22 protein-coding genes and 3 pseudogenes are annotated in these 23,857 nt (G+C 61.2%); 9 read left to right on the top strand and 16 right to left on the bottom strand.

What is annotated here, in order from left to right:
- Positions 1-117: 117 nt before the first annotated feature.
- A complete protein-coding gene (argB, locus tag AC1D2R_RS01930) occupies positions 118-1,005 on the top strand; it encodes an acetylglutamate kinase (protein WP_477964203.1) in 888 nt (295 codons plus the stop codon).
- A 39-nt stretch (positions 1,006-1,044) separates the two neighbouring features.
- Here the strand turns inward: argB and AC1D2R_RS01925 are convergent, their stop codons facing one another.
- The 4 genes and pseudogenes from AC1D2R_RS01925 to AC1D2R_RS01910 all read right to left on the bottom strand — a co-directional run.
- Positions 1,045-1,818, bottom strand: a complete 774-nt coding sequence (locus AC1D2R_RS01925; protein ID WP_477964201.1) for an isocitrate lyase/PEP mutase family protein — start codon at positions 1,816-1,818, stop codon at positions 1,045-1,047.
- The gene (locus AC1D2R_RS01920; RefSeq protein WP_477964637.1) at positions 1,815-2,894 is read right to left on the bottom strand and encodes a bifunctional transcriptional activator/DNA repair enzyme AdaA; all 1,080 of its coding nucleotides are present in this window, start codon (positions 2,892-2,894) and stop codon (positions 1,815-1,817) included. Before AC1D2R_RS01920 ends, AC1D2R_RS01925 begins: the two co-directional genes overlap by 4 nt.
- Before the next feature lie 54 nt (positions 2,895-2,948).
- Entirely contained in the window at positions 2,949-3,128 is a 180-nt protein-coding gene (locus AC1D2R_RS01915) for a hypothetical protein (protein ID WP_477964199.1), read from the bottom strand.
- Between the two features lie 90 nt (positions 3,129-3,218).
- Positions 3,219-3,888 (bottom strand): annotated as a pseudogene (locus tag AC1D2R_RS01910) (B12-binding domain-containing radical SAM protein); the annotation flags it as partial.
- Positions 3,889-4,043: 155 nt separating this feature from the next.
- Between AC1D2R_RS01910 and AC1D2R_RS01905 the strand changes: the two are divergent.
- Both AC1D2R_RS01905 and AC1D2R_RS01900 read left to right on the top strand, forming a co-directional pair.
- Complete coding sequence (locus AC1D2R_RS01905) at positions 4,044-4,751, top strand: pyrimidine 5'-nucleotidase (RefSeq protein ID WP_477964197.1); 708 nt, start codon at positions 4,044-4,046, stop codon at positions 4,749-4,751.
- A 108-nt stretch (positions 4,752-4,859) separates the two neighbouring features.
- Positions 4,860-5,504, top strand: a complete 645-nt coding sequence (locus tag AC1D2R_RS01900; RefSeq protein ID WP_477964195.1) for an EF-hand domain-containing protein — start codon at positions 4,860-4,862, stop codon at positions 5,502-5,504.
- A 51-nt stretch (positions 5,505-5,555) separates the two neighbouring features.
- Here the strand turns inward: AC1D2R_RS01900 and AC1D2R_RS01895 are convergent, their stop codons facing one another.
- Complete coding sequence (locus AC1D2R_RS01895) at positions 5,556-6,422, bottom strand: LOG family protein (RefSeq protein WP_477964192.1); 867 nt, start codon at positions 6,420-6,422, stop codon at positions 5,556-5,558.
- Between the two features lie 194 nt (positions 6,423-6,616).
- Between AC1D2R_RS01895 and dapD the strand changes: the two genes are divergently transcribed.
- From dapD to AC1D2R_RS01880, 3 genes are all read left to right on the top strand, one after another.
- Positions 6,617-7,477 carry a 2,3,4,5-tetrahydropyridine-2,6-dicarboxylate N-succinyltransferase gene (gene dapD, locus AC1D2R_RS01890; RefSeq protein WP_477964190.1) on the top strand — a complete coding sequence of 287 codons (861 nt, stop codon included), beginning with the start codon at positions 6,617-6,619 and terminating at the stop codon, positions 7,475-7,477.
- A 159-nt stretch (positions 7,478-7,636) separates the two neighbouring features.
- Positions 7,637-8,830 (top strand): succinyl-diaminopimelate desuccinylase, encoded by a 1,194-nt coding sequence (dapE, locus tag AC1D2R_RS01885; RefSeq protein WP_477964188.1) that lies wholly within the window; start codon positions 7,637-7,639, stop codon positions 8,828-8,830.
- Positions 8,817-9,413: a hypothetical protein gene (locus AC1D2R_RS01880; RefSeq protein WP_477964186.1), complete on the top strand. Its 597-nt coding sequence runs from the start codon at positions 8,817-8,819 to the stop codon at positions 9,411-9,413. The genes dapE and AC1D2R_RS01880 overlap by 14 nt, the downstream gene beginning before the upstream one ends.
- A gap of 7 nt (positions 9,414-9,420) precedes the next feature.
- Here AC1D2R_RS01880 and AC1D2R_RS01875 read toward each other — a convergent pair.
- The 6 genes and pseudogenes from AC1D2R_RS01875 to AC1D2R_RS01850 form a co-directional block, all read right to left on the bottom strand.
- A pseudogene (locus AC1D2R_RS01875) lies at positions 9,421-9,796 on the bottom strand (arsenate reductase family protein); the annotation flags it as partial.
- Positions 9,774-10,580 (bottom strand): tRNA pseudouridine(38-40) synthase TruA, encoded by an 807-nt coding sequence (gene truA / locus AC1D2R_RS01870; RefSeq protein ID WP_477964184.1) that lies wholly within the window; start codon positions 10,578-10,580, stop codon positions 9,774-9,776. The pseudogene AC1D2R_RS01875 and the gene truA, both read right to left, overlap by 23 nt.
- A complete protein-coding gene (fmt, locus tag AC1D2R_RS01865; protein WP_477964182.1) occupies positions 10,580-11,515 on the bottom strand; it encodes a methionyl-tRNA formyltransferase in 936 nt (311 codons plus the stop codon). The genes truA and fmt overlap by 1 nt, the downstream gene beginning before the upstream one ends.
- 22 nt (positions 11,516-11,537) lie before the next feature.
- Positions 11,538-11,953, bottom strand: a pseudogene (locus AC1D2R_RS01860) (PIN domain-containing protein).
- A gap of 245 nt (positions 11,954-12,198) precedes the next feature.
- Positions 12,199-12,717, bottom strand: coding sequence for a peptide deformylase (gene def / locus AC1D2R_RS01855; protein ID WP_477964180.1), 519 nt, complete (start codon positions 12,715-12,717; stop codon positions 12,199-12,201).
- A 98-nt stretch (positions 12,718-12,815) separates the two neighbouring features.
- Positions 12,816-14,315 carry a methyl-accepting chemotaxis protein gene (locus AC1D2R_RS01850; RefSeq protein WP_477964178.1) on the bottom strand — a complete coding sequence of 500 codons (1,500 nt, stop codon included), beginning with the start codon at positions 14,313-14,315 and terminating at the stop codon, positions 12,816-12,818.
- A 185-nt stretch (positions 14,316-14,500) separates the two neighbouring features.
- On the opposite strand from AC1D2R_RS01850, the gene AC1D2R_RS01845 reads away from it, so the two are divergent.
- From AC1D2R_RS01845 to AC1D2R_RS01835, 3 genes are all read left to right on the top strand, one after another.
- Positions 14,501-15,724: a DNA recombination protein RmuC gene (locus tag AC1D2R_RS01845; RefSeq protein ID WP_477964176.1), complete on the top strand. Its 1,224-nt coding sequence runs from the start codon at positions 14,501-14,503 to the stop codon at positions 15,722-15,724.
- Positions 15,725-15,774: 50 nt separating this feature from the next.
- Positions 15,775-16,674, top strand: coding sequence for a ribokinase (locus tag AC1D2R_RS01840; protein ID WP_477964174.1), 900 nt, complete (start codon positions 15,775-15,777; stop codon positions 16,672-16,674).
- A 221-nt stretch (positions 16,675-16,895) separates the two neighbouring features.
- Positions 16,896-19,235 carry a methyl-accepting chemotaxis protein gene (locus tag AC1D2R_RS01835; protein WP_477964172.1) on the top strand — a complete coding sequence of 780 codons (2,340 nt, stop codon included), beginning with the start codon at positions 16,896-16,898 and terminating at the stop codon, positions 19,233-19,235.
- A gap of 75 nt (positions 19,236-19,310) precedes the next feature.
- Here AC1D2R_RS01835 and ptsN read toward each other — a convergent pair whose 3' ends face one another.
- The 5 genes from ptsN to AC1D2R_RS01810 all read right to left on the bottom strand — a co-directional run bounded on the left by ptsN (position 19,311) and on the right by AC1D2R_RS01810 (position 23,849).
- The gene (gene ptsN, locus AC1D2R_RS01830) at positions 19,311-19,775 is read right to left on the bottom strand and encodes a PTS IIA-like nitrogen regulatory protein PtsN (RefSeq protein WP_477964170.1); all 465 of its coding nucleotides are present in this window, start codon (positions 19,773-19,775) and stop codon (positions 19,311-19,313) included.
- A 65-nt stretch (positions 19,776-19,840) separates the two neighbouring features.
- Positions 19,841-20,416: a ribosome hibernation-promoting factor, HPF/YfiA family gene (hpf, locus tag AC1D2R_RS01825; protein WP_037060549.1), complete on the bottom strand. Its 576-nt coding sequence runs from the start codon at positions 20,414-20,416 to the stop codon at positions 19,841-19,843.
- Between the two features lie 251 nt (positions 20,417-20,667).
- On the bottom strand, positions 20,668-22,233 hold the full coding sequence (gene rpoN, locus AC1D2R_RS01820; protein WP_477964635.1) for an RNA polymerase factor sigma-54: 1,566 nt from the start codon (positions 22,231-22,233) through the stop codon (positions 20,668-20,670).
- 158 nt (positions 22,234-22,391) lie between these two features.
- Positions 22,392-23,201: an LPS export ABC transporter ATP-binding protein gene (lptB, locus tag AC1D2R_RS01815; protein ID WP_477964168.1), complete on the bottom strand. Its 810-nt coding sequence runs from the start codon at positions 23,199-23,201 to the stop codon at positions 22,392-22,394.
- A gap of 15 nt (positions 23,202-23,216) precedes the next feature.
- A complete protein-coding gene (locus AC1D2R_RS01810; protein WP_477964166.1) occupies positions 23,217-23,849 on the bottom strand; it encodes an LptA/OstA family protein in 633 nt (210 codons plus the stop codon).
- Between the last annotated feature and the right edge of the window lie 8 nt (positions 23,850-23,857).

Genomic DNA, 23,857 nt, shown 5'->3' with positions numbered 1-23,857 from the left:
GCAGCACGTGACACGCCGCCCTTGTACGAGCAGATACGGTAAACTAATGCGGTCTGGATTATTCCATCTGTCAAAAACTTGGGATAAAAGGCCGCAACCAATTTCCGCGGGGTATCCATGATCGAGACCGAAAGTGAAACTCAGGCACGCCTCCTGGCTAAGGCACTGCCGTTCATGCAGCGTTACGAGAACAAGACGATTGTCGTGAAATACGGCGGCCATGCCATGGGCAATCCCGAGCTCGGCAAGGCTTTCGCCAGCGACATCGCGCTGTTGAAGCAATCCGGGGTGAATCCGATCGTCGTCCACGGTGGCGGGCCGCAGATCGGCGCGATGCTGACGAAGATGGGGATCGAATCGAAATTCGAGGGTGGCTTGCGCGTCACCGACGCCCAGACGGTCGAGATCGTCGAGATGGTGCTTGCCGGCTCGATCAACAAGGAGATCGTGGCGCTAATCAACCAGACGGGCGAATGGGCGATCGGCCTTTGCGGCAAGGATGGCAACATGGTCTTCGCCGAAAAGGCGCGCAAGACCATCAAGGACCCCGATTCCAACATCGAGAGGGTTCTGGACCTCGGCTTCGTCGGCGAAGTCGTCGAGGTCGACCGGACGCTAATCGACCTGCTTGCGCGTTCGGAAATGATCCCGGTCATCGCGCCGGTGGCTCCCGGGCGCGACGGCGCGACCTACAACATCAATGCCGACACATTTGCCGGCGCCATCGCCGGTGCGTTGAACGCCACGCGCCTGCTGTTCCTCACCGATGTTCCCGGTGTGCTCGACAAACAGGGCAGCTTGATCAAGGAACTCTCCGTTTCCCAGGCACACGCTCTGATCGCCGACGGCACGATCTCCGGCGGCATGATCCCGAAGGTCGAGACCTGCATCGATGCCATCAAGGCAGGTGTAGAGGGCGTCGTCATCCTGAACGGCAAGACCGCCCATTCGGTCCTGCTCGAAATCTTCACCGAGCATGGCGCCGGAACGCTGATCGTTCCCTAACCAGACGATAGGGCATTTCCGCTTTTCCTCGGCATTGCGCTAGCCCGCGACGGCAAAGACCGCCGCAGCGTCCTGCTTCAGCTTTTCCATCATTGCCCGGTATGGCCCCGGACCATAGCTGACGCGGCCGACGCCAAGCTTTGCAAGAGTCTTCAGATCGGGAGTCCCCGGCCACATCATAATGTTGACCGGCAGTTCCGAGGCACGGCAGATCCTGTCGATCAAGCCTTCGTCGACCAGACCCGGCACAAAGAAGCCGCTGCCACCGGCGGCCGCGTAAGCCTTGCCACGCTCGATCGCCTCATCGACCAAGCCGGCATGCTTCGATTGGTCGCTCTCGGCGAGAAAGAGGTCGGTGCGCGCATTGATGAAGAAGGCGATGCCCTTGCTTTCAGCCGCGTCGCGAATCGCTCGGATGCGGGCTGCCTGCTTTTCAACGGCGTGCAGGCCGCTTCCGCCGACCACCCGATCTTCGAAATTGAGGCCTACGGCACCTGCGTCGATCAGCTTGGCGACATTGGCAGCCGCCCCGGCTGGCTCAGTCGAGTACGCCCCTTCGAAATCGACGGATAGCGGAAGGTCGTTGACTGCCGTGATCTGGCGCGCTACGGCCACCAAGGCGTCTAGCGGAATCCTCTCGCCATCCCCATAGCCCTGCGCCGCCGCGACCGACCAGCTGCCGGTCGCCAGCGCCTTGGCGCCTGCTTCGGTGACCGCCTTTGCGGTTCCTGCATCCCAGATGTTGTAGAGGACAACAGGGTTTCCCTTCCGGTGCAGCGCGCCGAACACCCCCGCCTTTTCCGCCTGATTCATTGCATTCCCTCCTCAAACAACCCCTTGGGCCTCATTTTTCCCTCATGCCGCAGAAGCCATTGCTTGCGCCATAGTCCGCCACCATAGCCTGTGAGCGATCCATCTGCACCGATCACGCGATGACAGGGAATGACGATGGCGATCTGGTTTGCGCCGTTGGCGCGGCCGACAGCGCGCACGACCTGCGGATTGTCCATCCCCCGGGCGAGGTCGCCGTAGGCGCGCGTTTCGCCGACAGGGATATTCATAAGCTTCGCCCAGACCTCCCGTTCGAAGGCGGTGCCGCCGCCGAGCGCCAGGGGCGTTCTGAAATCGGCGGATCGTCCTTTGAAATAGAGCCTAAGTTCGGCCTCGATCTGGTAGATTGGGGGGGGTCGCCCCGCGGCAACCCTCGAGCGCGTCTTGCGCTGCAGGCTTTCAAGCTCCGCCGGCAGCGCTTTGCGATCGTGAAACTCCAAAAGATGCAGATGGGTCCGATCGGCCACCGCCACCATCGGCCCGAGCGGCGTGTCGAACCAGTCCGCACACAGCAGCTCACGGTTCTGCGACATGACAGGCGCCGCACCGATCAGCCGCTGAAACGCGGCGCGGAAACCGCTGCTGGACTCGTAGCCCGCATCGAACTGCGCATCGATGACACGCGCGCCGCCAGCAAGCTGCCTTGCCGCCTCGCCGAGGCGGCGATAGCGTGCGATATCGAGGAAGGTCATGCCGAGCGACCGATTGAAGGTGCGTCGCACGGTCGAAGGGTCGTATCCCCTGCAGACCAGTTCGTCCTCCGTCCACCGCGCCGCCGGATCGCGATCGAGCGCTGCCAGCAATTCCTCGATGAGGGGCTCCTTGCCGGGCGGCTCCAGCGGCTTGCAGCGCCGGCATGGCCGGAACCCCGATTGCATGCAGGTGGCGATGGAATCGTAAAAGAGCGTGTTCTCCCGGTTCGGCTTGCGCGCCGGACAGGTCAACCGGCAGAAGACGCCTGTTGTCTTCACGCAGACATAGGCAAGGCCCTCATAGTCGGAGCTGCGGGCAATCAACGCATCGTAGAGCGTGTCTTCGTTGGGGAGGTCGAAAAGCATGTTGCTTTCTACCATTGGAGCCATTCTCTGTCCGCCGAAAATCGGGCGTCTATTTCATTCGGCGGCATCTATGACGCGAGGGCGCATACTGGTGGTGCGAGCCGGCAGGAGCATCGATTCTTCCTCCGGATCCTGCGGTGCGCCCCAGAATGCCTCGAGTGTCGGGCCGTTCTTCATCATCCGCCGCCGGGAAGGCGAACTCTGCAGCTCATGAAACCAGACGCGCCGTCCCATCTGCGTGTACTAGCGCATCGAATTCCGCTGCCCCGGATCGCGGTGAAGAGGATACGGATCAGCGCCTTCGGGCGCGTCTGTATCGCCACCTCGGGCGATTTCCCTGGCAAAGAGAACCGGATCGCGGTGGCGCCAGCGAGTCCAGCAGCCGCGCTGACCGCCGTAGTTGCAGAGATGCCGACAGCCACTGGAGAACTGCATCACCACCGCACGCTTGCCGCCCCAATAGCTGTAGCGGGTGTGGTCGATCAGCTCCCAACCGACGGGATAGCTGTCCAGCGACGCGATTGCCCGGGCGGTTGGGTTGCTAGGGGTTCGCCATCGCCGTCCAAAAAGGCGATGCCAGACACCGGTTGAAGCGGCTGGTCGCTTGCAATCGCATCGATCGGATTGACGACCGTCTCTTCGCCTTCGCCTCAGACCATCACGACGAAAACATCGGTGTCGGTCAGTCGCGCCAGTAATATGCCGGGAACACTCCACCATACGTAATGATGCGGACCGATGCAAAGGTCGACCGCCCTCGGGGGCACCGGCGTCGAGCCGGAATGGCCGATCAGAACGATGTCAGGCGATCGTCGGAGAACCTGGCGAATCTCGGCGATGGGCAGCGGGCCGAACTCCGCGTCGATCAGCACCACGTCATGTCCCGCACTATCAGCGGACCACCGATCGACAACAGCCCATGTGGCGGCAGATGGTGGTCGGGGATGCGGCTGCCGATTGCAGTGTGCTGCGAATTTATCAGAGCGATCTTCACTGGATATACCTCGGTCGCAGAGCCCGCAGAACAGACCCGCACGGCGGCATAAATCAGGCTTTATCGGCTTAAAGTTGATAATTTCCACGGCATTTTCGTGAAGGATGGCGTTTAAAGACTTTGGCATGGAACGCGAGCCGTGCCATAACGCCGCCATGACCAAGATAGACCGCACACCGACCAGATCCGATTTTTCGCACGTGACCGAGTGGGTGTTCGACCTCGACAACACGCTCTATCCCCATCATGTCAATCTCTTCGCGCAAATTGACAAGAACATGACAGCCTATGTCTCGGCGCTGCTGCAGATGGAGCGGGACGAGGCGCGCAAGCTGCAGAAGCAGTACTATCTGGAACACGGGACGACGCTGCAGGGTCTGATGATCCATCACGGCATAGATCCGAACGACTTTCTCGAAAAGGCGCATGCGATCGACTATTCGAGCCTGACCGCGCAGCCGGACCTGGGTGCGGCGATCAAGGCTCTTCCCGGCCGCAAGTTCATCTTCACCAATGGCAGCGTCAAGCATGCCGAGATGACGGCGGGCGCGCTCGGTATCCTCGAGCACTTCGACGACATCTTCGATATCGTCGCGGCCGACTTCGTGCCGAAGCCCGCGCAGGCGACCTACGACAAATTCACGGCGCTGCAGCGGGTCGAGACCGGCAAGGCGGCGATGTTCGAAGACCTGCCGCGCAATCTCAAGGTTCCGAAGGCTCTAGGCATGCAGACGGTTCTGCTGGTGCCGAACAATCTCGAGGAAACGGTCGTCGAGTGGTGGGAAAAAACCAGCGGCGATGACGACCACATCGATTTCGTCACCGACGATCTTGCTGATTTCCTTGGGAAGATTACTGCCTAGATTACGAAAGCTTCACCCAGCTTACCGATCTTTAATTGGGCAAGTTGCGGCGCCGGCCCTACTTTTCCCGTGTGATCCCAATGAGATTGCACACTGAAAGGAAACAGGATGTCTCGGAACAAGCTGATACTGGCCGCACTTTCCTCCATCTTGATCGTCGGCACCGCAGCCGGCACCAGCCTTGCCGCACCTCACGACAAGAAGCACCATCCGGCACGCGCGCACCCTGTGATGAACATGATGATGGGGGGCCCGCGCATGGCGGCCATGCGCGAGGTGATCTTCGTTCGAATGCTTCAACAGTTCGATACGAACAAGGACGGCCAAATCTCCAAGCAGGAAGCCAAGGACGGCATGGAGGCGATCTTCGTCGCGGTCGATACCGACAAGGACGGCTCGCTGACACCGGGCGAAATCCGTAAATACCGGGAAGCCCAGATGGCCAAGGCAAAGGCTCCCGCCGACGACATTGCCGATGATGACGGTGCACCCATGGCACCGCCTGCCGATTCAGACAGCGCGCAGCCCGCACCACCGCGAGGCGGTCCCAATGGCGGCCCGCATCGTGACGGAATGGAACGCGGCGGGATGATGCGCGGCATGATGATGATGCAGCGGATCGACACCGACGAAAACGGCCAGATTTCCAAGCAGGAAGCCGAAGCCGCGTTCGACAAGTTCTTCACGTGGATGGACCGCGACAAGGACGGCACGATCTCGATCGCCGACATGCCGGATCGCCCATTCCCGTAAGACAAAACTTACCGACAACGAAACCTGCCGCGATCGTTGCGGCGGGTTTTTCTAGTCGTGGTGCTCGTAGAAATCCTGGATGATTTTCCAGGCGGCATCGGCGGTATCGACGAAACTAATCAGATCGACGTCATCGGGCGCGATCGTGCCGAATTCCGCCAGCGCCTCGAAATTGACGATGCTGCGCCAGAACGTCTCACCGAACAGAATGAGCGGCATCTTCTCCATGCGGCCGGTCTGGATCAGCGTCAGGCACTCGAAAAACTCGTCAAGCGTGCCGAAGCCGCCCGGAAAGACCGCGATTGCCTTGGCGCGCACCATGAAATGCATCTTGCGGATCGCGAAGTAGTGGAAATTGAAACTCAACTCCGGCGTGACGTAGACGTTTGGCGCCTGCTCGTGCGGGAGCACGATGTTGAGGCCGATCGATGGCGCGCCCTCGTCTGCCGCGCCGCGATTGCCCGCCTCCATGACGCCAGGTCCGCCGCCGGTGACGATGACATACTCATGGAAATCGAACCCGGCCGAGTATTTCGAGCAGAGGCGGGCGAATTTGCGCGCCTCGTCGTAATAGACCGATGCCGCTTCCAGGTTGACGCGCTGCAACTCGTTTCTCGCCGCCCAGGCGCTTTGGCCGGGTGCGGGGATGCGGGCGCCGCCGAACATGACGACCGTCGATTTGATGCCACGCTCGGTCAGCATCATTTCGGTTTTCATCAATTCCAGCTGCAGACGGATCGGCCGCAGCTCCTCGCGGCACAGAAATTCCTCGTCCGCATAGGCAAGGCGATAGGCCGGCGACAGCGTCTGTGGCGTCTTCGGCACTGCCTCGGCGCGTTGCTTGTCGGTCTCGCTCGTCTTCAACGGATCCCAGACGCCGTCCTTGCGCCGCAGCCTGCCGTTTCGTCCTTTTGCCATGTCGAAATGCCCTTCAGTCCAGCCGGCAGCCACTGCCGGTATGTCGTTTCATGCGTTTGATCGGGAGATTGATCTGGTCCCGAAAAATCATTCCATTTTCGCCCTGCATGCGATAGAGCAGATCGCATCCCGCCTATCACAATTCCCGGAGCCTTTGGGTCTCCACGATAAAGATCGAAGTTTAAGGAATTCCCATGAGCGCCACCGACCTTTCCTCCCTCGAAAAGACTCTCGAAACCGCTTTTGACAACCGCGACAATGTGAACACCTCGACCAAGGGCGAAGTGCGCGATGCGGTCGAAGCCGCGCTCGAGCTTCTCGACGGCGGCAAGGCACGTGTTGCCGAACGCGGCACCGATGGCGTCTGGAAGGTCAACCAGTGGCTGAAGAAGGCCGTTCTGCTCTCCTTCCGTCTCAACGACATGGAGGTCGTCAAGGGCGGTTCGGGAAACTCGACCTGGTGGGACAAGGTGCCGTCGAAGTTCGAGAACTGGGGCGAGAACCAGTATCGCGCCGCCGGCTTCCGCGCCGTACCGAACTGCGTCGTGCGCCGCTCCGCCCATATCGGCAAGAACGTCGTGCTGATGCCGTCCTTCGTCAACCTCGGTGCTTTCGTCGATGAAGGCACGATGGTCGATACCTGGGCGACGGTCGGCTCCTGCGCGCAGATCGGCAAGCATGTGCATCTCTCCGGCGGCGTCGGCATTGGCGGCGTTCTGGAGCCAATGCAGGCAGGCCCGACGATCATCGAAGACAACTGCTTCATCGGCGCCCGCTCGGAAGTCGTCGAAGGGTGCATCGTCCGCGAGGGCTCGGTTCTCGGCATGGGCGTCTACATCGGCAAGTCCACGAAGATCGTTGACCGCGCCACCGGCGAAGTAATGTACGGCGAAGTGCCGCCCTATTCCGTCGTCGTCGCCGGCTCCATGCCGTCCGGCAATGCGACGATGGCCAACGGTCTGCCCGCGCCGCATCTCTACTGCGCCGTCATCGTCAAGCGCGTCGATGAAAAGACCCGTTCCAAGACCGGCATCAACGAATTGCTGCGCGACTGATGCAATCCGAACCTCCTGGCGACCCGCGCATCTACCAGGGCGCGCACCGCCGGCACGCTGTCGGCCGGACATCGATCCGGTAAACGGACGGCATATTCCACAGGGCGGTCATGCCGCCTTGCCTTTTCTTTGCCACTACCGCCGGATAACTCCACTTCCATGACCGCTACCGATCCCGTCGCCAATCTCCAGACCCTGATCCGCTGCCCGTCCGTCACACCAGCAGAAGGTGGCGCGCTTTCGGCGCTGGATACGATGCTGTCTCCGCTCGGCTTCAAGGTGGACAAGGTGAAGGCCACCGAAGCCGGCACGCCCGACATCGAAAACCTCTACGCGCGGATGGGCGATGACGGCCCGCATCTGATGTTTGCCGGCCATACCGACGTGGTGCCGGTTGGCGACGAAGCCGCCTGGACGCATCCGCCCTTTGCCGCCGAGATCGCTGATGGCGACGTTTTCGGCCGCGGCGCGGTCGACATGAAGGGCGGCATCGCCTGCTTCGTCGCGGCAATTGCCCGCCAAATCGAAAAGCACGGACCGCCGAAGGGCTCGGTCTCGTTGCTGATCACCGGCGACGAGGAGGGCCCTGCGATCAACGGCACGACCAAGCTGCTCAAGTGGGCGGCCGAGCGCGGCGAGCGCTGGGATGCCTGTCTCGTCGGCGAACCCACTAACCCGGAGAGGCTCGGCGACATGATCAAAATCGGTCGTCGCGGTTCGCTCTCCGGCAGAATCACCGTTCACGGCGTCCAGGGTCATGCTGCCTATCCGCATCTTGCAGACAATGCCGTGCGCGGCATCCTGCAGCTGACGCAGGCGCTTATGGACCCGCCGTTTGACGCCGGTACCGACAATTTCCAGCCATCCAACCTCGAAGTGACGACCGTCGACGTCGGGAATCCGGCGACGAACGTCGTTCCCGCCAAGGCAACGGCGAGCTTCAACGTCCGTTTCAACGACAGCTGGACGGCCGAGAGGCTCCAGCATGAGATCCTGCGCCGCCTCGATGCCGCCGCCAGCGAGGGCGTGCTGCGTCCAGGTCGCGCCCCGCTCGAGTATGACATCGTCTGGGCGGAGCGTCCGAGCCACGTGTTTCTGACGCGCAACAATGCGCTGATCGCCTCTCTGTCCTCGGCCGTCGAAAGCGTGACGGGTCAATTGCCTAAGCTTTCCACGACAGGCGGCACCTCCGACGCCCGGTTCATCAAGGATTATTGCCCGGTCGTCGAGTTCGGCCTCGTCGGGCAGACCATGCACATGGTGGACGAACGGGTCGCGGTTTCCGACCTCGAGCGCCTCACAGTCATCTACGAAACCTTCATCGAGCGCTGGTTCGAGAATGCCGGGCATTAGGGAAGTTCAGTACTATCTGGCAGGGCTGTGGCTGCTGATCCGCATGGACCCGCGCGGCTTCCGGTTTCTCGACATGTCCGAGCGCGGCGTCAATCGCTCCTTCTGGGCGATCCTGTGGTGCCTGCCGCCCATGGGCATATCGTGGCTGTGGTGGCGCCAAGCCTTCCTGCAGACCATGCCGCCGCACACCGATGTCGGCATGCTCTTCTACTTCCGCCTTGGGCTTGTCGAGACCGCAAACTGGTTCGTGCCGCTCGTGCTGGCCGGCCTGCTGCTGCTTGCATTTCACAAAGGCGAACGCTTCTCGGCGCTGATTGTCAGCGTCAACTGGCTGGGCGTACCGCTCTCCTATATCAACGGACTGCTGCTCGCGCTTGTCTTCTTCCTGCCGGGGCTGGTAGGCCTCGTCTCGCTGCTGCTGCTTGCCTTCATGCTGGTGCAGGTCTTCTCCATCGCCCGTATCCTCAGGATGATCCTCCACGGCAACGGCCTGATCGTCGGAGCACTGACACTGGTTCTGCTCGTGCCATCCCTGCTGCTGTCGGAATATCTTCAGCGTTTTCTCGGCATCTACCCGGTCTGACCGGCCATGCACCGCGAACGATTTCGCCGTCTTCCCGGGCGAACGTGCCGATTGAGGATTGGCTCCGACGGGGGGCAAAGGCGCGCGCCCTTGTCGGTGACACGATCGGGCGGTTGATGAGGATAGGATGCTCGACCATGGCATCCAGCAGCTGATCACCCGTGAGCGATAGGTTGCCAAGTCCACTTCATAGGGCGTGCCCTTCTGTCGAGGGAGCGCGCGGGGCGAAATGCCCATCATAGCGATCAACTCCACCAACTTTTCGCGCGTCGGCGGCGTCTTCAGATATTCGATGACCTTCGGCTCCTCGCCGGACTGGCGGATCACGGTAGCGCGTTGCGCGAGACGCCGCAGGCCGGGTTATGATAGATCGTCGTCGTCACTGCGCGCTCCCGTCTCCCGGCGGAGGTCGATGATCACCTCGGGATAGTCGACTTGCATGAAATAGAGCCCGTCCGGCGGCGCCACGGGGCCGCAGGCCTTGCGGTCTCTCGCGTCGAGAGCCGCCTGCACATCTTCCGGCGTCCACTTCCCATCGCCCGCCAGCTTCAGCGTGCCGGCAAAGGAACGGATCTGATTGTGGAGGAAGCTCTGCGCCGTGGCACGAATTTCGATCAGCTCTCCATTGCGGGTCACATCCAGGCGGTCGAGCGTGCGAACGGGACTGTTGGCCTGGCAGTGCGACGAGCGGAAGGTCGAGAAATCGTGCCTGCCGACCAGCGTCTGCGCGGCGGCATGCATCGCCTCGTGATCAAGCGTCTTCGGCACCCACCACGCCTTGCCGGCTTCGATCGCCAGCGGCGCGCGTCGGGTGATGATCCGGTATAGATAGTGGCGGCGCAGCGCCGAAAAGCGCGCGTCGAAGAATTCGCTGGCTGCGTCGACCTCAACGATCGCGACACGCTCGCCTGCGAGCCTCAGGTGGGCGTTCAACGCATTCTGCAGCTTGAAGGGCGCCCACTCCCTGGCGAGATCGGCATGGATGACCTGCCCCGTCGCGTGCACGCCGGAATCCGTGCGCCCCGCGCCGCGGACCGATACCGTCTCGCCGCTCGCCGAGAGAATCGCCTTCTCGATCGCCCCTTGGACGGACGGGCCGTTGTCCTGCCGCTGCCAGCCGACATAAGGCGCCCCGTCATATTCGACGGTCATGCGATAGCGGTGCATCAGGCGAGCCTCAGGCCGGCGGCTAGCGGCGTACCGCGCAAGAAATCGGCAGCCGCCAAAGGCTTGCCTCCCGCTTTCTGCAGCTTGGTCAGGCGGACCGCTCCCGAGCCGCACGCAACCACGAGATCGTCCGTCAGCAATTCGCCCGCAGCCCCGGCGCCTTCCGCACGTTCGGAGCCCAACACCTTCACGCGCTCGCGCTTATCCCCGACGGCCAGCTCGAACCATGTGCCGGGAAACGGCGCCAATCCGCGGATATGATTGTGCACGTCGGCCGCATCCCTGGAAAAATCGATCCGCGTCTCGTTCTTGTCGATCTTCGTGGCATAGAGAACACCTCCCGCCGGCTGCTCCGTTAGAGACAGATCGCCCATTTCGAGCTTCACCATCGCTTCGGCCATCGCTTTTGCGCCGGCATGCATGAGCTTGTCGTGCAGCTCGCCGCCGGTCATGTGGGGGCCGATCTCGACCTCACGGGTGAGCGCCACGGGGCCTGTATCCAGTCCCCTGTCCATCTTCATCACCATCATGCCGGTCTTTTTATCGCCGGCCATGATGGCCCGCTGGATGGGAGCGGCACCGCGCCAGCGCGGCAGCAGCGAAGCGTGGCCGTTGTAGCAGCCGTAGCGTGTGCCGCTAAGGATCGCTTCGGGCAACAGCAGGCCGTAGGCGACAACGACGGCGACATCGGCCCCGTGGTCCGCGAAACGTGCGCGCTCCTCCGGGTTCCTGAAGTTGACGGGCGTGAAGACGGGAATGCGAAGAAGCTCCGCGGCCTGATGTACCGGCGACTTCTGCAGGTCGAGCCCGCGCCGGCCGCCCGGACGCGGCGGCTGCGTATAGACCGCGACGATCGTGTGCCCCGCATCCACCAGCATGCGCAGGGTCGGGACCGAGAACTCCGGCGTTCCCATGAAAATGATGCGAAGAGACATTCTTTCTCGCCAGTCTGTAGGATCAGCCCTCTTCAAACGGGTTTACGAGCTTGAGATCAAGCCCCTCGAAGTCTTTTGTTGCTTGTCGCCAGCGTTGCTGCATGCGCGAGGCAGATGGCGGCGATCATGGCGTCCTTCGTTTCCAAGGGATGGACTGCTCTTCTACGCGTGACAGCCGAGGTGACGCAACGATGGGCAACGTCGACTGAGAAGCCGAGAATACGGCCGGTAAAGTCAGTCTCGATCCGTCCGAATGCGGCGACGAGGGCGGCCTTGCGCTTGCCGTCGTCCAGCAATTCCAGACCGTAACGCATCTCGCCTATTGAAAGTCGTCAGGAACAACGTCTCGATGTCGTACCTGTCCAGCCACAGGAGAATCCGTTCGCTGAGCCAACGCCCCTGCATTTCAGATATGACATTCGTATCGAGAACGATCATTTGTCGAAATGCGACGGTTCCACGATCAGAGTCACGACGCAAATCCGCGATCGCCTTCGCCTCGTCGCCGGTCAGGCGCTCGTCGCTTATCAGCGACCTTAGGCGTTGTGTGGCAGCAGTGCTGGACTGCTCCCTGAGCTCTTTCTTGAAGCTACCGCTTCAAGCCCTGATCAACATCCCGGATCAGGAGATCGCCATGCGGAACTTCCACTATGATATCGCGACGGCCGCCAGTTCAGCAGAACTCAGAGAGACTTGGCAGACTTCGCAGCCTTGGTGAACTTCTTGACCACCATTTCGCGCTTGAGCCGCGATATGTGGTCGATGAAGAGCACGCCGTTCAGGTGGTCAATCTCGTGCTGCAGACAAGTCGCGAGCAGCCCGTCGGCCTCGACAAGCTGTTCCTTGCCGTCAAGGTCGAGATACCTGACGCCGACGGTGGCTGGACGCTCGACCTCGGCATAGTAATCGGGAATGGACAGACAGCCTTCTTCGTAGACCGATCGTTCGTCCGAGGACTTTACGATTTCCGGGTTGATGACGACGAGCGGCTGTTTCTCTTCGCCTTCGCGCGAGACGTCGATGACAAGCATGCGGCGCGGAACGCCGATCTGTACGGCAGCAAGGCCGATGCCCGGTGCATCGTACATGGTGTCGAGCATGTCGTCTGCGAGACGCTGGAGATCGCTGTCCACGCGTTCGATCGACTTGGAAACCTGACGGAGCAGCGGGTCGGGGAGAATGATGAGTGGCTTGATGGTCATGAGGTTCCCCATAACCCATCTTTTTGCCCGATGGAATTATCCGCAAGCCGGAGGCGGCTCTTTTTTGCGTCGCCTCCCGAATTTTGACGGATTTGGGCTCAGGCGGCGCGGCGCGACGCTGCGGGAACGGAGCGCTCGTGGCCGCCGGTGCGGAACCGCTGCAGCAGATCGACTAAGCTTTCGACTTCGCTTCTGAGGCGTCTGGTCTCGGAAGACGTGCGTTCGACCATGCCCGAGTTCTGCTGCGTAATGGTGTCCATGTTGCGAATTGCAACGCTGACCTCGTTGACGCCGGTTGCCTGATCGCGGGCGGCGGCGGCGATATCGGCAACGAAACGGTTGATGATGTCGATGCGGGTGATCATGTCGCTCAGCGCCTCGCCGGTGCTGCTGACGATGCCGACACCCTCGTTGACCTGAACCGAGCTTTCCGAGATCAACTTCTTGATCTCCTTTGCCGCATCCGCCGTGCGCTGCGCAAGCTGGCGGACTTCCTGCGCGACAACTGCGAAGCCCTTGCCTGCGTCGCCTGCACGGGCCGCCTCGACGCCGGCGTTCAAGGCCAACAGGTTGGTCTGGAACGCGATCTCATCGATGACGCCGATGATCTTGGCGATCTCCGTCGAGGACTTTTCGATTCCCGCCATTGCCGAGACCGCGCTGTTGACGAGCTCGCCGGAGTTCTTTGCCTTCTGCTGCGTGTCGCGCACGGCATCGGAGGCTTTTTCGGCGTTTGCGGCCGTCTGACCAACGCTGACGGAGAGCTGCTGCAGGGCGGCCGAGCTTTCTTCTACGCCAGCTGCCTGCTGCGCGGTGCGCAGCGCCAGATCGTCCGAGCCCTTTGCGATCACGTCGGTGCCCTGCAGGATTTCGCCCGTGGTTGCCCGGACGGACGCGAAGGACGTGCGCAACGCGGCGACGGCGCGATTGTAGTCCTCTGCCATGTCCTTGAACCTTCCGGGCATTTCCGCCGGTAGGGTGGCTTCGAGATCGCCATTCGACAGCGCTTCCAGGCCCCGGCGAAGATGATCGAGCGCGATTGTCTGGTCGGACTCTGCCTTTGCGCGTTCCTGCTCCAGCTTCAGGCGCTTTTCTTCGAGCGCTTCGAGATATACCGAAATGGAATAATCCATGTCGAGCATGGCGGCCTTGACGACGGCCGCGAGCTTCTCGGCAAGCGCCTTGCCTTGCTGGCGCGCAAACATGGAAGGCCATTGCTTGTCCATCAGCCCCTTGATGAGATCGCTCATCAGCAGCGCGTAGCCGCCGATGTACCAGCGCGGCTCAAGGCCGATGCGGGCGTGCGTTTTGCCCACGGCCATGACGCCCTTGACATAGGCCTCATCGAAATTCCCACCCGCTAGATTGGCCCAGTGATCCTCCTGGCGCTTCTTGGCATGGTTCATGTGCGACTTGTCGGCGAAGAAGCTCGAAACGGCAGGCGTTTTTGCCAGCTTGCCGTAAAACCTGTCCAACGCACCGCTGAGCAGAACCGAGATCGTGGGACGCATTTCACGCAACGCCGCCCGCGCCCCGTCGTCCAGCTCGATGAAATCGAGGCGTTGCTTGAGCGCATTGTCGGATTGCTGACTGGTCATCACGTCTCTGCTTTGTAATTGATGCTGAAAGAGAAATTTAAGCGGAGCTTTTGCCGAATATAGTTTAAAAGAGGTTAAATCGCGACCCGATTTGTCGGCTAGAGCTTCGTGACTGCAAGCACAAGAAGCGCGGCTTGTTCACGTTTTGATCTAGCCAACAGAATCGAGTTTGCTATGGTGGCAGGATGAACGCTACCCCCGACTCGCTTTCCGCCATCCTTTCCCAGATCAGTCCCTCCATGCTGGCGCTTGCCGGGGGTGGGATCGCCGCGCTGATCGTCTTGATGATCGTCCTTCTCGTCCGCAGCAGCCAGCTGCGCCAGGAGCAGGCCGAGGAGGCAGGTGAGCGCGCCGCCGAAGCCGATGCCCGCATGGCCGAGCTTTTGAAGATCCAGGCGGAGATGCACGGGCGCATCGCTGCGATGACCGAGGTGTTCGGCTCCCGTCAGGCGGAATTCAACCAGGCGATCAACCAGCGCCTGGACGGAATGTCGCAGCGCGTCAGCAGCACCATCACGGAGCAGACCAGATCGACGCACGAGAACCTGCAGCGCCTGCAGGAGCGGCTGGCGGTGATCGACGCCGCGCAGAACAACATCCAGACGCTTGCAAAAGACGTCGTCGGGCTGCAGGCAATCCTCTCCAACAAGCAGACGCGCGGCGCCTTCGGGCAGTCGCGCATGGAGACCATCGTCGCCGATGGGCTGCCGATGGGCGCCTTTGCCTTCCAGCAGACGCTTTCCAACGGATTCCGCCCGGACTGCACCATCCGCATGCCGAACGGCGCGCCGCCGCTTGTCATAGACGCGAAGTTTCCGCTTGAAGCGTGGAATGCCATCCGCGGGGCCGGGGGGCCGGATCTTGCCAAGGTTGCGTCGCAGCAGTTCCGCCGCGATATGGAAACGCACATCCGGGATATTTCGGAAAAGTACCTGATCCAGGGCGAGACGCAGGAGACTGCGTTCCTGTTCGTCCCGTCTGAATCCATCTTCGCCGAGATCCACGAGAATTTCGAGGCGGTCGTGCAGAAGGCCCATCGCTCCCGCATCGTGATCGTTTCGCCGTCACTACTGATGCTGTCGATCCAGGTCATCCAGGCTGTGCTGAAGGACCAGCGGATGCGGGCGCAGGCGCATGTGATCCAGGGCGAGGTTGCCAATCTCATGGACGACCTCGGCCGGCTGGACGAACGCGTCCGCAAGCTGCAGGGCCATTTCGCCATGGCCCAGAAGGACGTCGACATGATCGTCACCTCGGCCGACAAGCTGAGCAAGCGAGGCGGGAGGATCGAGGCTCTCGAATTCGAGGGCGGCGAGACCGGCAGATCGGGCCACGACAGCGATCCGCCGCCTAAATCCGTCGACAGCCGCACGGGACTTCTGAAGCTGAGGGTGGTTGACGACGAGTAAGCCGTTCGGGCAGTGTCCCACTAAAGAAAAGCACCGGACGGGACACCCTCATGATCACAGTTTTCGGCTCCATCAACATGGATCTCATCGCCACAACAGAACGGCTGCCAAAACCTGGCGAAACGGTTGCGGGCAACAGCTTTTCGACGGCTGCTGGCGGCAAGGGCGCCAACCAGGCGCTCGCTGCCCGGCGTGCAGGCCGCACGGTGCACATGGCGGGCGCCGTCGGCAAGGACGGGTTCGCCGAACCGGCGCTCGCGCTTCTGAAGGACGCGGGCACGCGGCTCGAAGCCGTCAAGCAGGTTGACGAGCCAACGGGAACCGCCCTGATCCTGGTCGGCGGCGACGGCGAAAACATGATTGCCGTCGTGCCGGGTGCAAACGGCACCGTGACCGCGGCGGACGCCGAACTTGCGGTCGGCGCCATGAGCAAGGGCGACATCCTCATGCTCCAGCTTGAAATTCCGGTTCCGGCCGTCGAGCGGGCGTTGGCTGCGGCACGAGCCCGCGGCGTTGTCTCCGTTCTCAATCTTGCGCCGCTGATCGAAGACGCGGCGCGGCTCGGGCGTCTTGTCGATGTCGTCATTGCCAATGAGACGGAATTCGAGCGTCTGGCGGGCCAGGAGAGCATGGGGCCCGACGATCGCGAGGCTGCGCTGAAGCGCCTCAACGGCGAAACGGGGCAGACGCTGATCGTCACGCTCGGTGCAGATGGCGTCATCGCGATCCGTGATGGCGTTATTTCTCGCGCCAAGGGGCTGAAGATCGAACCGGTGGATACCGTCGGGGCTGGCGATACCTTCTGCGGTTATTTCGCCGCCGGCCTCGATGAAGGTATCGATTTCGAGGCCGCGCTGCGCCGTGCCGCGGTCGCCGGGTCGCTTGCATGCCTGACGCAGGGCGCCCAGCCATCCATCCCGCTTAACACCGCCGTCGCAAACAAACTATAAGTCGTTTCTGCCGGCGACATTTCGGGACGCTTCGTCGCCGCGGCTCACCTACTTGATGGTATTTCACTCAAATTTAAGAGATTTCTGGCGATCTTTCGCTTGAGCGCCAGACTCTCTCTCAGAGGGATGGCTTTCGTCACGGCGGCTCCATGAAGGGGCGATGCCTTTGTCTCTGTGCCGATGAATGCATTGTCCGGCACATCCTTGCTCCCGAGGAATCCATGTCCATCCTTCGCATGAAGTCGCTAGCGGCCAAGCTTATCCTGATTACGGGCGTGGCCATCGCGCTCGTTCTCTTCGTTTCAAACTTCTTCCTCATCGACGAGACCCGCGACCGCGTCCAGACGCTGACGATGGACCAGGCCAATCTCGAGGCGAAATCGATCGCCAACGAAGTCGCCTCGTCGGTTGGCGAACTGGCGGGCGCCGCCCGTTCGATGGCCGGCTCGATCGGCCGTGGCCAGGAAGGCAAATACCTCGACCGAAAGGCCGTGCTGGACATGCTGAAGGCCAACGTCGAGCGCAACGCCTTTGCATTCGGCAGCTGGTTCGCAGAAGAGCCGAACGCCTTCGACGGCCAGTCGCCCAGCATGGCCGGCAAAGCCGATTTCGGCGCTGCCAAGGACGGCACCTTCAATCCATACTGGACCAAGCGCAAGGACGGGGGCTTTGCCTTCTCGACCTTCGATTCCGATTACAAGGCCGATTGGTACGCCCTTGCTGCGGCAAGCAAGAAGGGCGCACTGTCGCCGCCCTATGCAGAGACGACCACCGGCGAAAACACGGCCATGACTTCGATTGCCTATCCGGTCATGTCCGGCGGCAAGATGATCGGCGTCAGCGGCGTGGATATTTCGCTCAAGTCTCTCGCGGACAAACTTTCGACGCTCCATCCCTTCGGAACCGGCCGCGTTACGCTGCTCTCGCAGACCGGCAAGTGGATCGTTCCGCCGAGGGCCGATCTGTCCATGAAGGCGTATGACGGCGAAGGCACGCATGAAGTCCAGGGCGCGCTTGCCTCCTTGAAGCCGTCCGTCATCCCCAACCTGACCTACGACGGCTACGAGGCGTTCGATCGAGTCGTCTATCCGTTCGCCCTGCCTGATATCAACACGACTTGGGTCGTGCTGGTCGATGTCCCGCACAGCGCCATCAATGCGCCGGTAAAGGACCAGACCTTCATGATGGTCGTCGCCGGCATTCTGGTTCTGGCAGCTGTCATGCTTGCCCTCTTCTTCGCTGTCCGCTCCTTCGTCCAGCGGCCTTTGAGCGGCCTGGTGGCCAGCGTCAAGGCGCTCAGCGACGGCCGCTACGAACAACCGGTCACCGGCCAGGACCGCGCCGACGAGATCGGTTCCGTCGCCAAGGCCCTGGAAGGCTTTCGCTTCGCACTTGCCGATACCCAGCGTCTGGAGGCCGAAGCGAACAGCCAGCGCGACGCCGCCGAGAGCGAACGCGGCCGTTCGGAAACCGAACGTCAGCAGGCGGTCAGCCTGCAGCGTCAAATCGTTTCCATCGTCGGCGCGGGCCTTTCGGAACTGTCGCAAGGCAACCTTGGTCACCGCATCACCGACGATTTCCCGGGCGAATACGACAAGCTGAAGCAGGACTTCAATGCTGCCCTCGCAAGCCTTGAGGAAACCATCAACACAATGAACCACAGCGTCGTGAACATCGGCTCCGGTACCAGCGAAATCAGCGGCAGCGCTTCCGATCTCGCCAAGCGCACCGAACAGCAGGCTGCGAGCCTGGAGGAAACGGCAGCGGCGCTCAACGAACTCACCGCGCAGGTCAATTCCAGCGCCGAGAACGCCCGCACGGCGGCCGACAACGTCAACCATGCCTGCGAGAACGCCGAGAAGTCCGGCGAAGTCGTGCGCAAGGCGATCTCCTCCATGCATGGCATCGAGCAGTCCTCGACGGAAGTCTCCCGCATCATCGGCGTCATCGACGAGATTGCCTTCCAGACGAACCTTCTGGCGCTCAATGCAGGCGTCGAGGCTGCACGCGCCGGTGAAGCCGGCAAGGGCTTCGCCGTCGTTGCCCAGGAAGTCCGTGAACTCGCACAGCGATCTGCAAATGCCGCCAAGGAGATCAAGACCCTCATCAACACCTCGGCCGTTCAGGTCAAGGAAGGCGTCGATCTCGTCGGTCGCGCCGGCGACACGCTGCATAAGATCTCCGAGCAGGTGATGGGCATCAACAGCCTGATCCGCGAGATTTCCGCATCCGCTAGCGAGCAGGCGATCGGTCTCAAGGAAATCAACCAGGCCATGAACCAGATGGACCAGGTGACCCAGCAGAACGCCGCGATGGTCGAAGAAACGACCGCCGCCAGCGTGACGCTGAACGACGAGGCCCAGACGCTGAAGCAGCTCGTCATGCGCTTCCGGGTCGCCGGTTCCAGCAACGCGTCGGCGCTGCGTTCGACCTTGCAGCAGATGCGCGCCCCGGCCGCTGCGACAAGCTACCGCCAGGCAGCAACGCCAGCACCCCGTCGCGCCATCGCACAGTCCCATGGTTCTGCAGCGCTTGCGCAGGGCAACTGGGAAGAATTCTGAGCCCGAACAACATTTTGAAAACAAGAAGAGGCGCCTGAGCAATCAGGCGCCTCTTCCGTATTCATGTCGGGATGATCAGGCCGCGTTGGACGTTTGCTCTTCGTTCAGAAACGCATAGATCGCCGAAGCGGAATCCGTTGCTCGCAGCTTAGCCACGAGATCGTGGTCGCGCAGCACGCGGGCAATCCGCGACAGTGCCTTCAAATGATCGGCACCGGCGCCCTCCGGAGCCAGGAGCAGAAACACCAGATCGACAGGCTGGTCGTCCAATGCTTCGAAATCCACCGGCTGGTCGAGACGCGCGAAGATTCCGACGATGGAATGGATGCTTGCGAGCTTGCCATGCGGGATGGCGATGCCATTGCCGACACCGGTAGAACCGAGGCGCTCGCGCTGCAGAACAATGTCGAAAATTTCCCGCTCGGATAGCCCGGTCACCTTCGACGCCTTGGCCGACAATTCCTGCAAGAGCTGTTTCTTGGAATTTACCCTGAGACCGGGAATGATCGCATTTTGCTGCAGCAAATCTGCCAATGCCATTTCTTTTTCCTTCTGTGCCGAGACTTGGGGGAGCGGCAGTTGGCCTGCCGCTCCTCCCCTTGATCTCAGCCTTTGATGTTGGCTGCGTCTATCCAGCCAATGTTGCCGTCTTGCCGACGGTAAACGATGTTCAATTCTTCTTTGCCGGGGCTGCGGAACAGCAGCAGCGGTTCGTCCGTCATGTCGAGCGCCATGACGGCGGTCGCGACAGACATGGTCTTCAGTTGCTTCGTGCTTTCCGCGACGATCGCCGGGGCAAAGTCGTCAGCAACCTCCTCGTCGTGATCCGGCATACCGTCCATGACGGTATAGGCGACTTCCGCAAAGCCATTCAGATGGTTCCCGGCATGATGATCCTTAAGCTTGCGCTTGTAGCGGCGAAGTCGCTTCTCAATTCGTGCGGAAGCGGCATCGAAAGCCAACTGCGGATCCATCGCCTCGCCTGCGGCGTGCAACACGACGCCGCTGTCGAGATGAACCTTGCAATCAGCGGAAAAGCGGGCGTTGGCCTTCTGCACGATGACCTGACTAGAATACCCTCCGTCGAAGTATTTCGTGACGGCCACACCAATTTGGTCCTCTATCCGCTGACGGAAGGAGTCACCAATTTCCATATGTTTACCGGATACACGCACACTCATGGAGTTTCCCTTCTTATGTGGTTTGCGAGTACCAGTTTACGCCAAGGCTCATCAGCATCCAAGCACTTCGCTCGATCTCAAGCAAGATCGGCCGAAGTTCTCGGCTGCGGGCGCCCTGAGGATGATGGGGATAACCTCCGACGCTATTCACAGCGCCGATCGCGGCGGCTTCTAGCCAGAAGTTACCAAAAAGTCAACAACAGGTCTATTTCACGCGGAAATGCACACACGGGTCGTACCGACCCTACTCCTCAGAAGCCCGCGACTTTGGCGAGGGCCCGCTTCTCCCGCCGGCGCTGAACGGACGAAGCAATATTCATTGCCTCACGATACTTCGCAACCGTCCGCCGAGCAAGCTCGATACCACCCTTGTTGAGGATATCCACGATATCGTCATCGGAGAGAACCGCCTCCGGCCTCTCCTGCATGATGAGCGCACGGATTTTATGGCGCACGGCCTCGGCCGAATGGCTGTCGCCTCCCTCGACGGCGCCGATCGACACCGTGAAGAAATATTTTAGTTCGAAGAGTCCCCGCGGCGTCAGCATGTACTTGTTGGAGGTAACGCGGCTGACGGTGGACTCATGCATCTTGATTGCATCAGCCACCGTCTTCAGATTGAGGGGACGCAGGTGGTCGACGCCATGAAGAAGAAAAGCATCCTGCTGGCGAACGATCTCGCTGGAGACCTTCATAATCGTCTTTGCCCGCTGATCCAGACTGCGCGTCAGCCAATTGGCGCTCTGCAGGCAGTCCGACAGGAAAGCATGATCGTCGCCGTTCTTCGTCACATTGGCAAAGTAGGACTGGCTGACGAGGACGCGCGGCAGCGTGTCAGGATTGAGTTCGACCTGCCAACTGCCGTCAGACGCTGCTCTGACGACGACATCCGGCATGATGCCTTCCGAAACACTGGCCTCGAAGCCGCTGCCGGGTTTGGGATTGAGCTGACGGATCTCGCTCAGCATGTCGAGCAGATCTTCTTCGTCCACGCCGCAAACTCGCTTCAGCGTGGCGAAATCGCGGCGCGCCAGAAGCTCGAGATTGCCGACGAAAGACTGCATCGCGGGGTCGTAGCGGTCCTTCTGGCGAAGCTGGATTGCAAGGCATTCAGACAGGTTTCGGGCAAAAACGCCGGGCGGATCCAGTGTCTGCAGCGACCCAAGAACGCGTTCAACATCGTCCAAGGTGGCGCCGAGCCGCTCGGCGGCTTCGGCGAGATCCGCGTGCAGGTAACCGGCTTCATCGAGCTGATCGCCAAGGTACTGAGCAATCAACCGATCCGCCATGTCGGCCAGGAGGAACGGCAGTTGCTGCGCCAGATGGTCGCGAAGCGACACCTGGCCGGCAACGAAATCATCAAGATCGTAGGAGTCCGTCCCGTCCCCGCCGCCGCCGGGCATCGATTTCCACTGGCTGATCAGTTCGGGTGCATCTGCCCGCTGCGGAACGCCGTCGTCGGGGAACACATTCGAGTAATTGGCGTCCAGCTCATCGTTCATGCGGTCCGCGCCGGCACCGTCGGTCCGATCCGACCAATCGCCGGACAAGACTTCCGTGCGGCTGTCGTATTCGCCGTCTGAGCCTGCCTCCTCCGCCTGGCGCGCATAGGCATCGTCTTCCGCTGCGCTGCGCTCACCGCCTATTTCCGCGTCATTTGACGGAAAGTCGAGCAAAGGATTCTTTTCGACTTCCTGCGCGATGAACTGGGTAAGCTCGAAATGCGTCATCTGAAGAAGCTGAATCGACTGCATCAGCTGCGGCGTCATGACCAGCGATTGACTTTGGCGTAGGAAGAGATTGGCCGAAAGTGCCATAGCGGACGCGAAACTCCCGTTCATTTCCTCCGGGAAACCATGTCCTATAACGGGGCTCAGGCCACGGAAATCCAAGTTGGCCCAAAAATTGCTTTTTTATTCTACTTGGTCAAGCGGGTTGTGACAGGAACGTGAATTACCGTGGCATCCAAGCGCTGTCAAAGGCTGAAATTGTCACCGAGGTAGAGCCTGCGCACTTCCGGGTTGTTGACGATGTCGTTCGCCCTGCCATGCGTCAGAACTTCGCCCGCATGGATGATATAGGCGCGATCGATCAGGCCGAGCGTTTCGCGCACATTGTGGTCGGTGATGAGAACCCCGATGCCGCGCGCCGTCAGGTGGTGGACCAGATTCTGGATGTCGGAAACAGAGATCGGATCGACGCCCGCGAACGGTTCGTCGAGAAGCATGAAGGTCGGATCGGTGGCGAGCGCACGGGCAATTTCCAGGCGGCGGCGTTCGCCGCCCGACAGGGACACCGCCGCGCTCTCACGAAGCTTGCGGATGTGAAACTCGTCCAGCAGCTCATCGAGCTTCTTCTCGCGCTCTGCCTTGTCCTTGACATGCACTTCCAGAACCGCACGAATATTCTCTTCGACCGTGAGCCCGCGGAAGATCGAGGCTTCCTGGGGCAGATAGCCGACGCCAAGACGGGAACGGCGATACATCGGCATCGACGTCACGTCATTGCCGTCGATCTCGATCGTGCCTTCGTCAACCGGCACCAGGCCGGTGATCATATAGAAGCAGGTCGTCTTGCCCGCCCCATTTGGGCCCAGCAGGCCGACAGCCTCGCCGCGCCGGACAACCAGCGAGACGCCGTTCACGACACGCCGGGTGCTGTAGGTCTTGGTCAGACCGCGCGCAATAAGCGTGCCCTGGTAGCGGCTCTTATCCGGGGCAGCAGCATCGGTTGCAGCGTGCGAACCGGCCTTGCCGAACTTGGTCGATAGCGAGAATAATTTCACGTGGTGAGGCCGAGGTCAGTTCTTATTCTGTGATTTCGGATCAAGCTGAATCTGGACGCGTCCCCCACAACTGTCCAGTTGAGCCTCGCCCGTCTCCATGTGCACCGTGAGCTGGCAACCGGTAAAGACGTTCGGCCCGTCGGACAGCACCACCTTGTCACCCTTAAGGATAAAAAGCTGCTTGGCCATGTCGAACGAGCCGTTGTCTGCCGTCGCCGTCTGCGTGCCTGAGCTCAGGAACACATTGTCGGTGACTATGATGTGATCGATATCGGTATTGCCCGACGCGATGGAAGCCGGAGCCTCCTTGCTGGCTGCCTTTGTCTCGGATGCCTTCGTCGCGGCACCCTTGGCATCGGCAGTGCCTTCCTTCGGCTTGTAGAAGACCGTCATGTGACCGGCCTGCAACGTGGTCGTGCCCTGCACGACCTTGACGTTGCCGGTAAAGTCGGCGGTGTGTTCCTGATCGTGGATCTCCAGCTTGTCGCTCTCGATCTGGATCGGCTCATCCCTGTTGAGCTTCAGCCCACTCATCTGACTGGTGGTCGCCTGCGCCAGCGCGGCCCCGGCCAACAACAGGAGCGCGAGCGCACCGTTAAAAACTACTGCACCCGTTTTGCGGGTGGAAATGCGACAATCGTTTGCCATAGTGACCC

Source organism: Rhizobium sp. P1_C7 (assembly GCF_056406295.1).
The sequence above is the reverse complement of the archived record's forward strand: the minus strand, read 5'-3'. Positions and strand labels throughout refer to the sequence as shown.